Origin of the sequence: Streptomyces sp. WAC06614, from assembly GCF_003949795.1 — a bacterium.
Taxonomy (GTDB): domain Bacteria; phylum Actinomycetota; class Actinomycetes; order Streptomycetales; family Streptomycetaceae; genus Streptomyces.
On the sequence record NZ_RPRY01000203.1, the window covers coordinates 1 to 12844 of the forward strand.

Below are 12844 nucleotides of genomic sequence, written 5' to 3' on the forward strand. Positions count from 1 at the left end.
TGCTCGTGCTGATGGTCGTGCTGTGCGTGGGCCTGCACCGGATGTTCAAGCGGCGCGTCGGCCTCCCCGCCCTACAGCCAGCCGCGCCGCTTGAACATCCGGTGCAGGCCCACGCACAGCACGACCATCAGCACGAGCACCGCCGGATAGCCCCACGGCTGGCGCAGCTCCGGCATGTCGTCGAAGTTCATCCCATAGATCCCCGCCACCATCGTGGGCACCGCCGCCATGGCCGCCCAGGCGGAGATCTTGCGCATGTCGTCGTTCTGCCGCACGCCCATCTGCGCCAGGTGCGCGGTCAGCGCGTCCGACAGCAGCCGGTCCAGCCCCTCGATGTACTCGTTGGCCTTGGTCAGGTGGTCGGCGACGTCCCGGAAGAACGGCCGGGAGTGCTCGGTCACGAACGGGACGTTGCCGAACGCGAGCTGGTTCATCGGCGCCAGCAGCGGGCTGGTCGCCCGGCGGAACTCCAGCACCTGCCGCTTGAACCCGTAGATCCGCGAGGCCACGCTCTTGGCGTCGCCCGGGTTCGGCGCGAAGACCTCCGCCTCCAGCTCCTCCAGGTCCGACTGGAGCTCCGCCGCCACCTCGATGTAGTGGTCCACCACCGCGTCCGCGACGGCGTAGAGCACGGCCGTCGGCCCGTGCCGCAGCACCTGCGGCTCGTGCTCCAGCCGGTGCCGTACGGCGGCCAGCGCGCCGCCCTCGCCGTGCCGCACGGTCACCACGAACGAGTCGCCGATGAACACCATCAGCTCGCCCGTGGTCACCGTGTCCAGGTCGTCGTCGTAGACCACCGGCTTGAGGACCATGAACAGCGAGTCGTCGTAGACCTCCAGCTTCGGCCGCTGGTGCGCGGTCAGCGCGTCCTCCACGGCCAGCGCGTGCAGCCCGAACTCCCGCCGGACGTGATCGAATTCCTTCTCGGTCGGCTCGTACACCCCGATCCACAGGAAGGCGTCCCCGGTCGCCCGGGCCTCCGCCAGGGCGTCCGAGAAGTCGGCGGGCCCTTGCGTGCGGCGGCCGTCCCGGTAAATCGCACAGTCCACAATCACCCGGCGCATTCTTCCCTGCCCGCGGCCCGCCCGCACACCGGGGACACCGCCTACCCTTGGCGGCATGGCCACGCTGATCCTCGTACGGCACGGGCGGTCGACCGCCAACACCGCTGGGCTGCTCGCCGGATGGACCCCCGGCGTCACCCTGGACGACCACGGGGCCGCCCAGGCCGCCGCGCTGCCCGGGCGGCTCGCCGGGCTGCCGCTCGCCGCGGCGGTCACCAGCCCGCTGGAGCGCTGCCGGCAGACCCTCGAACCGCTGCTGGCGGCCCGGCCCGGGCTGGCGCTGCACACCGACGAACGCATCGGCGAGTGCCACTACGGCGACTGGTCCGGCCGCAAACTCGCCGAACTCGCCGACGAACCCCTGATGAAGATCGTCCAACAGCACCCGTCGGCCGCCACCTTCCCCGGCGGGGAGTCCCTGCGCGCCATGCAGGCCCGCGCCGTGGACGCCGTACGCGACTGGAACACCCGGATCGCCGGCGAGCACGGCGCCGACGCCGTCTACCTGATGTGCTCGCACGGCGACATCATCAAGGCCCTGGTCGCCGACGCGCTGGGGATGCACCTCGACCTGTTCCAGCGCGTCCACGTCGACCCCTGCTCGGTCACCGCGATCCGCTACACCCCCACCCGCCCCTTCCTGCTCCGCCTCGGCGACACCGGTGACTTCGGCTCGCTGGCCCCGCGCCAGCCCGACAGCGCCGCCGCCGCGGACCAGGCCACGGAGGACGGCGGCAACGCCGTCGTCGGGGGCGGTGCGGGCGCGGCCTGATCGAACGGAGCAGTAGGGTGGACTGAACCGACCCGCGCGCACAGCCCCGCGCCTGCAGCCGAGACTTGGAGACTGGACGTGCCCCGTCAGGTGTTCCTCTACGACCCGCCGGACCGCTTCGTGGCCGGTACGGTCGGCCTGCCCGGGCGCCGCACGTTCTTCCTCCAGGCGTCCTCCGGCCCCCGGGTGACCAGCGTGTCCCTGGAGAAGACCCAGGTCGCCGCGCTGGCCGAGCGGATGGACGAACTGCTGGACGAGGTCGTGCGCCGCACCGGCGGCAACGCCCCGGTCCCGGCCGTCGCCCCCACCGAGGCCGCCGACACCGCCCCGCTCGACGTCCCCGTCGACGAGGAGTTCCGCGTCGGCACCATGGCACTGGCCTGGGACGGCGAGCACCAGCGCATGATCGTCGAGGCGCAGGCGCTGGTGGAGCTCGACGCCGACTCCGACGAGGACCTCGCCGAGGCCGAGGAGCGGCTGCTGCAGGACGAGGAGAACGGCCCGCCGATGCTCCGCGTGCGCCTGACCGGCGCACAGGCCCGGGCCTTCGCCAAGCGCGCCCTCGACGTCGTCAACGCCGGCCGGCCGCCCTGCCCGCTGTGCAGCCTGCCGCTGGACCCGGAAGGACATGTGTGTCCGCGCCAGAACGGATACCGGCGTCAGGTGTGACCGCCGTGACCTCCATGGAGGACCTGCTCACCCGGGGTGAGCTGCGCGTCCGCGGCCGTATCCGCGAGGCGTCCAACGCCGTGCTGCTGTGCACCGTCACCGCGGACGGGAGCAGCGCGGAGTGCGTCTACAAGCCGGTCAAGGGCGAGCGCCCGCTGTGGGACTTCCCCGACGGCACCCTCGCCCGGCGCGAGCGGGCCGCGTACCTGGTCTCCGAGGCCACCGGATGGGGCCTGGTACCGGCCACCGTGCTGCGCGACGGGCCGTACGGGGAGGGCATGGTCCAGCACTGGATCACCCCGCCCGAGGACCAGCCCGACAGCGCCCTGCTGGCCCTGGTGGAGACCGAGGAGCCCGGGCCGGGCTGGAAGCCCGTCGCTCTCGCCGAGGTGGGCCAGGGCCGCACCGCGCTGCTGGTGCACGCCGACGACGAGCGGCTGCGCCGGCTCGCCGTCCTCGACGCCGTGATCAACAACGGTGACCGCAAGGGCGGCCACCTGCTGCCCGGGCCCGGTGGACGGCTCTACGGCATCGACCACGGGGTCACCTTCCACGCCGAGGACAAGCTGCGCACGCTGCTGTGGGGCTGGGCGGGCGAACCGCTCACCGACGAGGCGCGCGAGGTGCTCACCGCGCTGGCCGCCGACCTGGCCGAGGGCGCCCCGCTCGCCACCCGGCTGGCCGAGCTGATCACCGCCGTGGAGCTGGCCGCCGTACGCGACCGGGTGGCCGTACTGCTGCGCACCGGGGTGCATCCGAGCCCGTCCGGGGAGTGGCCGGCCATCCCGTGGCCGCCCGTCTGAGCAGGGACGGGACCGGCGGCGGGGCGTTCGCACAGATGATCGCGGACCGCAAGAGTGCCGATCCGGACAACAGTGCTGTCCGGTTCGTTGACGGAACATCCGTCCGGTTAGGCTCGACACATGCATGCCTGGCCCGCTTCTGAGGTCCCCGCCCTGCCCGGCAAGGGCCGCGACCTCCAGATCCACGACACCGCGACCGGTGGTCCAGTGACCCTCGACCCCGGTCCCGTCGCCCGTATCTACGTCTGCGGCATCACCCCGTACGACGCGACCCACATCGGGCACGCGGCGACCTACAACGCGTTCGACCTGGTCCAACGCGTGTGGCTCGACACCAAGCGGCAGGTCCACTACGTCCAGAACGTGACGGACGTCGACGATCCGCTGCTAGAGCGGGCGCAGCGGGACGGCCACGACTGGACCGAGCTCGCGGAGCGCGAGACGGCCCTCTTCCGGGAGGACATGACCGCGCTGCGGATGCTGCCGCCGCGGCACTACATCGGTGCGGTCGAGGCCATACCGGGGATCGTGCCGCTGGTGGAACGGCTGCGGGACGCGGGCGCCGCGTACGAGCTGGACGGCGACGTCTACTTCTCGGTGGAGTCCGACGCGCACTTCGGCCAGGTCTCCGGCCTGGACGCGGAGGCCATGCGCCTGCTGTCGGCCGAGCGCGGCGGCGACCCGGACCGGCCGGGGAAGAAGAACCCGCTGGACCCGATGCTGTGGATGGCGGCCCGCCCGGGTGAGCCGAGCTGGGACGGCGGCTCCCTCGGGCGCGGCCGCCCGGGCTGGCACATCGAGTGCGTGGCGATCGCCCTGGACCACCTCGGGATGGGCTTCGACATCCAGGGCGGCGGGTCCGACCTGGCCTTCCCGCACCACGAGATGGGGGCCTCGCACGCGCAGGTGCTGACGGGCGAGTTCCCGATGGCCAAGGCCTACGTGCACGCCGGCATGGTCGCCCTGCACGGCGAGAAGATGTCGAAGTCCAAGGGCAACCTGGTCTTCGTCTCCGCGCTGCGGCGCTCCGGGGTCGACCCGGCGGCGATCCGCCTGGCCCTGCTGTCGCACCACTACCGGGCGGACTGGGAGTGGACCGACGCGGTCCTGGCCGAGGCGGAGGCCCGGCTGGGCCGGTGGCGCGCGGCGGTCTCCCGCCCGGACGGCCCGCCGGCGGACGCGGTCCTGGAGCAGGTCCGCGAGGCCCTGTCCCGCGACCTGGACGCACCTGCGGCGCTCACCGCCGTGGACGCCTGGGCCGAGGCCCAGGCGTCCCGGGGGGGCGAGGACGAGTCCGCGCCGGGGCTGATCTCCCGGACGGTGGACGCGCTGCTGGGCGTGGCCCTGTAACGCACCGCGTCGCGGGGGTTTCGGGGGCTCCGCCCCCGGGCCCTCACCCCAGCGCCTCGCACGCCGGCGGGGCTGGACACATCCAGCCCCGCCGGCGTGTGAGGCGGACCCGGGCGCGGAGCGCCCGGAACGGGGTCCGGGGCGCAGCCCCAGGGGCTTTTCAGCCCGTACGGCGCTTGGAGGAGCGGGGGAGCGGGGGCGGAGCCCCAGGACGGCGGAGCCCCAGGACCGGAGCCCCGGCTCCTACGGGGTGTCCTCGTCCGCCTCGCCGTCCGGCTTCGGCTTCGGCCGCTGAGCTCCGCCGCCCCCCGGGGCATCGCGGAGATCGCGGAAGTACGCCGTGGTGTCGCCCGGGTCGCCGGGGCCCGGGCCCTGGCCGGGGCCGGGGCCGGCGCCGGCGGACGGGTCGCGGCGGCGCAGGTACCGTTCGAACTCCCGGGCGATCGCCTCCCCGGAGGCCTCCGGCAGATCCGCCGTGTCCCGCGCCTCCTCCAGCGTCTGGACGTACTCCGCCACCTCGCTGTCCTCCGCGGCCAGTTGGTCCACGCCCAGCTGCCAGGCCCTGGCGTCCTCCGGCAGTTCGCCCAGCGGCACCCTGATGTCGATCAGGTCCTCCAGCCGGTTCAGCAGCGCCAGCGTCGCCTTCGGGTTCGGCGGCTGGGACACGTAGTGCGGGACCGCGGCCCACAGCGAGACCGCCGGCACGCCGGCGTGGGTGCAGGCCTCCTGGAGGATGCCCACGATGCCCGTCGGACCCTCGTAGCGGGTCTCCTCCAGGTCCATCGTCCGGGCCAGGTCCGGGTCGGAGGTGACCCCCGACACCGGGACCGGACGGGTGTGCGGGGTGTCGCCCAGCAGGGCGCCGAGGATCACCACCATCTCCACGCCCAGCTCGTGCGCGAAGCCGAGCAGCTCGTTGCAGAACGAACGCCACCGCATGGACGGTTCGATGCCGCGCACCAGCACCAGGTCCCGCGGCTTCGCCCCGCCGACCCGTACCACCGACAGCCTGGTCGTCGGCCAGGTGATCTTGCGTACCCCGTTGTCGAGCCACACCGTCGGGCGGTTGACCTGGAAGTCGTAGTAGTCCTCGGCGTCCAGCGCCGCGAAGACCTCGCCCTTCCATTCCCGGTCCAGGTGCGCCACCGCACCGGACGCGGCGTCACCGGCGTCGTTCCAGCCCTCGAACGCGGCCACCATGACCGGGTCGATCAGCTCGGGCACGCCCTCAAGCTCGATCACCCAGGTCTCCTTCCGAAGTTCCCTTGTGTACGTGGGCCAGCCTAAGCCTTGGGACGACCCGTCCCACAGACCGCGAGAAGGGGCGGTCCCGTTCCCGGGACCGCCCCTGCCCATGGATCAGAAGCGTTAAGCCTTGCGGGCCAGCATCTCGGCCACACGGGTCGTGACCGCCTCGTCGTCGAGACCGCGGATGGTCACCGTCGTGCGGCGGCGCAGCACGTCGTCGACCGTCTGCGCCCACTCGAAGTCACGGGCGTAGGCGACCTGCGCCCAGATCTCCGGGCCGTCCTCGTGGATCCGCTCGCCGAGCGAGGGGTCCTCGTTGACCAGGCGCGCGATGTCGAAGGCCAGCGAGCCGTAGTGGGTCGCCAGGTGCTTGGCGGTCAGCGGGTCCATCCGCGTGCCCGGCTCGCGGTCGACCAGCAGGCGGTGGGCGACGGCGTTGGGGTTGGCGACACCGGGCAGCGGGACCCGGCGGACCAGCGACTTCACCGGCTCCATGTCCTCGGTCAGCGGGCTGCCCGGGAGCTTGGCCAGCTTGTCCATGACCACCCGGCCGATGTGCCGGTACGTCGTCCACTTGCCGCCGGCCACCGACAGCATGCCGCCGCGGCCCTCGGTGACGACGGTCTCGCGCTTGGCCTGGGAGACGTCGCCGGGGCCGCCGGGCAGCACGCGCAGACCGGCGAAGGCGTACGTCATCAGGGAGCGGTCGAGGTCGGCGTCCTTGATGGAGAACGCGGCCTCGTCCAGGATCTGCTGGATGTCGGCCTCGTCGGCCCGCACGTCCGCCGGGTCGCCCTCGTACTGGGTGTCGGTGGTGCCCAGCAGGAGCTGGTCCTCCCACGGCAGGGCGAAGGTGATGCGGTACTTGTCGATCGGGGTGGCCATGGCGGCCTTCCACGGCGACTTGCGCTTCATCACGATGTGGGCGCCCTTGGACAGGCGGATCGACGGCGCGGAGTGCTTGTCTTCCATGCGCCGCAGGTGGTCCACCCACGGGCCGGTGGCGTTGAGCACCACGCGCGCGTCGACGCCGAACTCGGTGCCGTCGAGGCGGTCCTTGAGCTCGGCACCGGTCACCCGGCCCTGCGTCATGCGCAGTCCGGTGACCTCGGCGTGGTTGAGGACGACCGCGCCGGACTCGACGGCCGCGCGGACCGTCATCACGGCGACGCGGGAGTCGTTCATCTGGTGGTCGTAGTAGACCGCCACGGCCTTGAGGTTGTCGGTCTTCAGGCCGGGGTTGTCGGCGACGGCACGGGCCGGGGATATGACCTTGCCCATGCCGTCACCGAAGGCCGAGAGGGCGGAGTAGGCGAAGACGCCCGCGCCCAGCTTGGCCGCACCCACCGGGCCGCCCTTGTAGACCGGCAGGTAGAAGGTGAGCGGGTTGACCAGGTGCGGGGCCACGTCCTTGGCCAGCACCCGCCGCTCGTGGTGGTTCTCGGCGACGAGCTTGACCGCGCCGGTCTGCAGGTAGCGCAGACCGCCGTGGACGAGCTTGGAGGAGGCCGAGGAGGTGGCGCCGGCGAAGTCGCCGGCGTCCACCATGGCGACCCGCAGACCCGACTGCGCGGCGTGCCAGGCCACCGAGGTGCCCAGGATGCCGCCGCCGATGACCAGCAGGTCGTACGTGGCCTTCGCCAGCTGCTCGCGGGTCTCGGCGCGGCTCGCGTTCGAACCGGCGGTCGGGTGCGTGCCCAGGGCGGGCACGCTCTGCAGGCTGCTCATTGTCTTAGCTCCTCGTCGTCGCTTGCGCCGGCTGCGGTGCGGTGCGCCGGCATGCTTGCGTCAGCCGATTGCGGTCAGCTGGCGTCTTCGTCGTCGACCCAGCCCATGGTCCGCTCCACGGCCTTGAGCCAGCTCTTGTACTCGCGCTCCCGCTGGTCGGCGGGCATCCGCGGGGTCCACTCCGCGGCCCGGCGCCAGTTGGCGCGCAGCGCGTCGGTGTCGGGCCAGAAGCCGACGGCCAGACCGGCGGCGTAGGCGGCACCGAGGCAGGTGGTCTCGGCGACCATCGGACGGACCACGGGGGCGTCCAGGAAGTCCGAGAGGGTCTGCATCAGCAGGTTGTTGGAGGTCATGCCGCCGTCGACCTTGAGGGCCGCGAGCTCCACGCCCGAGTCCTTGGTCATGGCGTCGGTGATCTCACGGGTCTGCCAGGCGGTGGCCTCCAGGACGGCACGGGCGATGTGCGCCTTGGTGACGTACCGGGTGAGGCCGGCGATCACACCGCGGGCGTCGGAGCGCCAGTACGGGGCGAACAGGCCGGAGAAGGCGGGCACGAAGTAGGCGCCGCCGTTGTCCTCGACGGAGGAGGCCAGGGTCTCGATCTCGGCCGCGGACTTGATCAGGCCCATCTGGTCGCGCATCCACTGCACCAGCGAGCCGGTGACGGCGATCGAGCCCTCCAGGGCGTAGACCGGCTTCTGGTCGCCGATCTGGTAGCCGACCGTGGTCAGCAGGCCGCTGTAGGAGTTGATGATCTTGTCGCCGGTGTTCATGAGCATGAACGTTCCGGTGCCGTACGTGGACTTCGCCTCGCCCTCGGCGAAACAGGTCTGGCCGAACAGCGCGGCCTGCTGGTCACCGAGCGCCGAGGCGACCGGGACGCCCGCCAGGACGCCGTCCTTGACGTGGCCGTAGACCTCGGCGGAGGACTTGATCTCGGGCAGGACGTTCAGCGGGACGCCCATGGACTCCGCGATGCGCTCGTCCCAGGCGAGCGTGTGCAGGTTCATGAGCATCGTGCGGGAGGCGTTGGTGACGTCGGTGACGTGCACGCCGCCCTGGGCGCCGCCGGTCAGGTTCCAGATGACCCAGGAGTCCATGGTGCCGAAGAGGATGTCGCCGGCCTCGGCGCGCTCGCGCAGGCCCTCGACGTTGTCGAGCAGCCAGCGGACCTTCGGGCCCGCGAAGTACGAGGCCAGCGGCAGGCCGGTCTCGCGGCGGAAGCGGTCCTGGCCGACGTTGCGGCCGAGCTCCTTGCACAGGGCGTCGGTGCGGGTGTCCTGCCACACGAGCGCGTTGTGCACCGGCTCGCCGGTGTTCTTGTCCCACAGGACCGTGGTCTCGCGCTGGTTGGTGATGCCGACGGCCTTGACGTCGGCGGCCGTGATCTCGGCCTTGGCGATGGCCCCGGCGACGACCTCCTGGACGTTGGTCCAGATCTCGGTGGCGTCGTGCTCCACCCAGCCCGGCTTCGGGAAGATCTGCTCGTGCTCCTTCTGGTCGACGGCGACGATGCGGCCGTCACGGTCGAAGACGATGCAGCGGGAGGAGGTGGTGCCCTGGTCGATCGCGGCGATGAACGGGCCGGTGCTGGTGGTCATGGTGTGAGCTCTCCGGGAAGTCTGTGGGGTGGTCGGGTCGTGCCGATGGTGATCAGGCGAACGCGATGTTGTACAGACCGCCGGCGAGGGCGGCGCCGACCAGCGGACCGACCACCGGGATCCAGGCGTAGCCCCAGTCGGAACCACCCTTGTGGGGGAGCGGCAGCAGGGCGTGGACGATGCGCGGACCGAGGTCGCGGACCGGGTTGATGGCGTATCCGGTCGGGCCGCCCAGCGAGAGGCCGATCCCGACGACCACGAAGGACGTGATCAGGACACCGATGACGCCGAGGCCCTTGCCGTCGGCCTGGAGGCCCTGGGTCAGGATCGCGAGGACCAGCACCGCGGTGCCGATGATCTCGGTGGCGAGGTTCTGCACCACGTTGCGGATCTCGGGGCCGGTGGAGAAGACGCCCAGGACCGGGCCCGCCACGTCGTGCGGGTGCGGGTCCTCGGGGCCGAGCTTGGCGTCCTTGATGTGCTCCGGGTCCGCGAGGTGCACCCGGAACTGGCCGTAGTACGTGATCCACATCAGCACGGCACCGAGCATGGCACCGAGCAGCTGGCCGGCGAGGTAGACCGGGACGTCGCTCCAGGCGTCGTCCTTGATGGCTATGCCCAGGGTGACGGCCGGGTTGAGGTGTGCGCCCGAGAGCGGGGCGGACACGTAGGCCGCGATCAGCACGGCGAAGCCCCACCCGAAGGTGATGGCGAGCCAGCCCGCGTTGCGGGCCTTGGAACTCTTGAGGGTCACGGCGGCGCAGACGCCACCACCGAGCAGAGTGAGCAGGGCGGTACCGATGGTCTCGCCGATGAAGATGTCGGAGCTGGACACCCGCGACTCCTTTGTCCTACGTCCAGAGGGTGGGCGGACCCCGGATGGCTCCGTGCGTCCGCGCACTCGGTGAGTGCTTCACCGGTCCTTGGCTCTGTCACACCCTAGCGCGTATTGCCGGTAGGTGTTCGACAATGTCGACCGGTGAACGGCAGTTTTTCGCCCAGGTGAAGAACGCGTCAAGGGTTGGTGAGGCCAGATTGCCGGATCGTTACCGCTAGGTACGATCGAACAGATCCAGCCATAGACCGGACGGAAAGTGGCGAAAAAGACGCAGAAAGCGGCCCCGAAGGGCCGCCAGGAGGGTCAGGGCAAGCTCAGAACCGGCCGGCCCCGAGATCGCGTGAAACCGCGCGTGCACAGTCCCGTACGGAGGCCACCAGGGCCGGCCGGGGCTCCCCGTTCTCGCCGCAGACCCGCTCCACCGCGCCGGCCACCGCCACCGCGCCCACCGGCATCCGCCGCCGGTCGTGGATCGGCGCCGCCACCGAGGCGATGCCGTCCCAGGTCTCCTCGACGTCGGCGGCCCAGCCCCGGGCCCGGGTCAGCGAGAGCACCTCCTCGAAGCCCTCGGGGTCGGTGACCGTACGGGGCGTGAAGGCCCGCCGCTCGACCTCCACGGCCTCGCTGTGCGCCACCGGGTCGTACGCCGACAGCACCTTGCCCAGGGCGGTGGAGTGCAGCGGCTGCATGGCCCCGACCTCCAGCACCTGACGGCTGTCGTCGGGCCGGAACACGTGGTGCATGATCAGCACGCCCTGCTGGTGCAGCACCCCGACGTACACGCTCTCGCCGCTGGCCCGCGCCAGGTCGTCCGTCCACACCAGTGCCCGGGCCCGCAGCTCGTGCACGTCGAGGTAGCTGTTGCCCAGCCGCAGCAGCTCCGCGCCCAGCTGGTAGCGGCCCGAGGCCGGGTCCTGCTCGACGAAGCCCTCGGCCTGGAGCGTGCGCAGGATGCCGTGGGCCGTGCCCTTGGCCAGCCCCAGGGCGGAGGCGATGTCGGACAGGCCGAGCCGGCGCTCGCCGCCCGCCAGCAGCCGCAGCATCGCAGCGGCTCGTTCGAGCGACTGGATGTTCCGTGCCATCGCGCAGCCTCCTGAAGGGCGATGATGAAGACGTGGTTCGACAATGTCGAACTCTATCGGCCGATGTCGACTGCCATCGTCCCGCACGGAGACAGACACCGTACGGATCCGGCCACCGCAGGGCACAGAATGCCTGTCCGCTTCTTGGAACATCTGCACCGGGGTGCGGTCCGCATGGTTACTCTGACCGCGTACACCCCTGTCAGAAGGGGTGTAAAGCCGACAGCCGTCGCATCCCAGGGAGCTCAACCATGGCCTCGTTGCCGAATCTGCCCGCAGACACCCAGACCAGGGCCGACGCCCTCCGAGAGGCACTCGCCACCCGCGTGGTGGTCGCCGACGGAGCCATGGGAACGATGCTCCAGGCCCAGGACCCCACCCTGGACGACTTCCAGCAGCTCGAAGGCTGCAACGAGATCCTCAGCGTCACCCGTCCGGACATCGTCCGCTCGGTCCACGAGGCGTACTTCGCCGTGGGCGTCGACTGCGTGGAGACCAACACGTTCGGCGCGAACTACTCGGCGCTGGCGGAGTACGAGATCACCGACCGGAACTTCGAGCTGTCCGAGGCCGGCGCCCGGGTGGCCCGCGAGGTCGCCGACCGGTTCACCGCCGAGACCGGCCAGCAGCGCTGGGTACTCGGCTCGATGGGCCCCGGCACCAAGCTGCCCACCCTCGGCCACATCGGCTACACCACCGTCCGCGACGCCTTCCAGATCAACGCCGAAGGCCTGCTCACCGGCGGTGCGGACGCACTGCTGGTGGAGACCACCCAGGACCTCCTCCAGACCAAGTCGGCGATCATCGGCGCCCGCCGGGCCATGGACGCCCTCGGCGTCTCCGTCCCGCTGATCTGCTCGGTCACCGTCGAGACCACCGGCACCATGCTGCTGGGCTCCGAGATCGGCGCGGCCCTGACCTCGCTGGAACCCCTCGGCATCGACATGATCGGGCTGAACTGCGCCACCGGCCCCGCCGAGATGAGCGAGCACCTGCGCTACCTCGCCCGCAACGCCCGGATCCCGCTGTCCTGCATGCCCAACGCCGGCCTGCCCGTGCTGACCAAGGACGGCGCGCACTACCCGCTGTCGGCGCAGGAGCTCGCCGACGCCCAGGAGACCTTCGTCCACGAGTACGGCCTGTCCCTGGTCGGCGGCTGCTGCGGCACCACCCCCGAGCACCTGCGCCAGGTCGTGGAGCGGGTGCGCGGGACGGTTCCCGCCGAGCGCCAGGTCCGTCCGGAGCCGGGTGCGGCCTCGCTGTACCAGACGGTGCCGTTCCGGCAGGACACCTCGTACATGGCGATCGGTGAGCGGACGAACGCCAACGGGTCGAAGAAGTTCCGGGAGGCGATGCTGGAGGCCCGCTGGGACGACTGCGTGGAGATGGCCCGGGACCAGATCCGCGAGGGCGCGCACATGCTCGACCTGTGCGTGGACTACGTCGGTCGGGACGGCGTCGCCGACATGCAGGAGCTGGCCGGGCGTTTCGCGACCGCGTCCACGCTGCCGATCGTGCTGGACTCCACCGAGGTGGAGGTGATCCGGGCGGGTCTGGAGAAGCTGGGCGGCCGGGCCGTGATCAACTCGGTGAACTACGAGGACGGTGACGGCCCCGAGTCCCGCTTCGCCAAGGTGACCCGGCTGGCCCAGGAGCACGGCGCCGCGCTGATCGCGTTGACGATCGACG

At 71.5% G+C, this 12844-nt stretch carries 11 protein-coding genes; 5 read left to right on the forward strand and 6 right to left on the reverse strand.

Going from position 1 to position 12844, the window contains the following annotated elements:
* Window positions 1-71 precede the first annotated feature (71 nt).
* Complete coding sequence (corA, locus tag EF918_RS23935) at window positions 72-1064, reverse strand: magnesium/cobalt transporter CorA (RefSeq protein WP_125650314.1); 993 nt, start codon at window positions 1062-1064, stop codon at window positions 72-74.
* 55 nt (window positions 1065-1119) lie between these two features.
* On the opposite strand from corA, the gene EF918_RS23940 reads away from it, so the two are divergent.
* From EF918_RS23940 to mshC, 4 genes are all read left to right on the forward strand, one after another.
* Window positions 1120-1836, forward strand: coding sequence for a histidine phosphatase family protein (locus tag EF918_RS23940; RefSeq protein ID WP_125650316.1), 717 nt, complete (start codon window positions 1120-1122; stop codon window positions 1834-1836).
* A gap of 78 nt (window positions 1837-1914) precedes the next feature.
* Window positions 1915-2505: a DUF3090 domain-containing protein gene (locus tag EF918_RS23945; protein ID WP_125650318.1), complete on the forward strand. Its 591-nt coding sequence runs from the start codon at window positions 1915-1917 to the stop codon at window positions 2503-2505.
* Window positions 2506-2519: 14 nt separating this feature from the next.
* Window positions 2520-3308, forward strand: a complete 789-nt coding sequence (locus tag EF918_RS23950) for an SCO1664 family protein (protein WP_185921892.1) — start codon at window positions 2520-2522, stop codon at window positions 3306-3308.
* A 120-nt stretch (window positions 3309-3428) separates the two neighbouring features.
* Window positions 3429-4658 (forward strand): cysteine--1-D-myo-inosityl 2-amino-2-deoxy-alpha-D-glucopyranoside ligase, encoded by a 1230-nt coding sequence (gene mshC, locus EF918_RS23955; protein WP_125650322.1) that lies wholly within the window; start codon window positions 3429-3431, stop codon window positions 4656-4658.
* A 243-nt stretch (window positions 4659-4901) separates the two neighbouring features.
* Here the strand turns inward: mshC and EF918_RS23960 are convergent, their stop codons facing one another.
* From EF918_RS23960 to EF918_RS23980, 5 genes are all read right to left on the reverse strand, one after another.
* Window positions 4902-5900, reverse strand: a complete 999-nt coding sequence (locus EF918_RS23960; RefSeq protein WP_125650324.1) for a PAC2 family protein — start codon at window positions 5898-5900, stop codon at window positions 4902-4904.
* 126 nt (window positions 5901-6026) lie between these two features.
* Window positions 6027-7634: a glycerol-3-phosphate dehydrogenase/oxidase gene (locus EF918_RS23965; RefSeq protein ID WP_125650326.1), complete on the reverse strand. Its 1608-nt coding sequence runs from the start codon at window positions 7632-7634 to the stop codon at window positions 6027-6029.
* Between the two features lie 74 nt (window positions 7635-7708).
* Window positions 7709-9235, reverse strand: a complete 1527-nt coding sequence (gene glpK, locus EF918_RS23970) for a glycerol kinase GlpK (protein WP_125650329.1) — start codon at window positions 9233-9235, stop codon at window positions 7709-7711.
* A 52-nt stretch (window positions 9236-9287) separates the two neighbouring features.
* Complete coding sequence (locus tag EF918_RS23975) at window positions 9288-10070, reverse strand: MIP/aquaporin family protein (RefSeq protein WP_125650332.1); 783 nt, start codon at window positions 10068-10070, stop codon at window positions 9288-9290.
* Between the two features lie 317 nt (window positions 10071-10387).
* Window positions 10388-11155: an IclR family transcriptional regulator gene (locus EF918_RS23980; RefSeq protein ID WP_125650334.1), complete on the reverse strand. Its 768-nt coding sequence runs from the start codon at window positions 11153-11155 to the stop codon at window positions 10388-10390.
* Between the two features lie 251 nt (window positions 11156-11406).
* On the opposite strand from EF918_RS23980, the gene EF918_RS23985 reads away from it, so the two are divergent.
* The coding region (locus tag EF918_RS23985; RefSeq protein ID WP_185921891.1) for a homocysteine S-methyltransferase family protein at window positions 11407-12844 on the forward strand (1438 nt) is incomplete at its 3' end.

Excerpts from the sequence above, each read along its gene's own strand:
- EF918_RS23980 (WP_125650334.1), bottom strand. The coding sequence starts at position 11,155 with ATGGCACGGAACATCCAGTCGCTCGAACGAGCCGCTGCGATGCTGCGG.
- EF918_RS23950 (WP_185921892.1), top strand. The coding sequence starts at position 2,520 with ATGGAGGACCTGCTCACCCGGGGTGAGCTGCGCGTCCGCGGCCGTATC.
- corA (WP_125650314.1), bottom strand. The coding sequence starts at position 1,064 with ATGCGCCGGGTGATTGTGGACTGTGCGATTTACCGGGACGGCCGCCGC.
- EF918_RS23940 (WP_125650316.1), top strand. The coding sequence starts at position 1,120 with ATGGCCACGCTGATCCTCGTACGGCACGGGCGGTCGACCGCCAACACC.
- mshC (WP_125650322.1), top strand. The coding sequence starts at position 3,429 with ATGCATGCCTGGCCCGCTTCTGAGGTCCCCGCCCTGCCCGGCAAGGGC.
- glpK (WP_125650329.1), bottom strand. The coding sequence starts at position 9,235 with ATGACCACCAGCACCGGCCCGTTCATCGCCGCGATCGACCAGGGCACC.
- EF918_RS23965 (WP_125650326.1), bottom strand. The coding sequence starts at position 7,634 with ATGAGCAGCCTGCAGAGCGTGCCCGCCCTGGGCACGCACCCGACCGCC.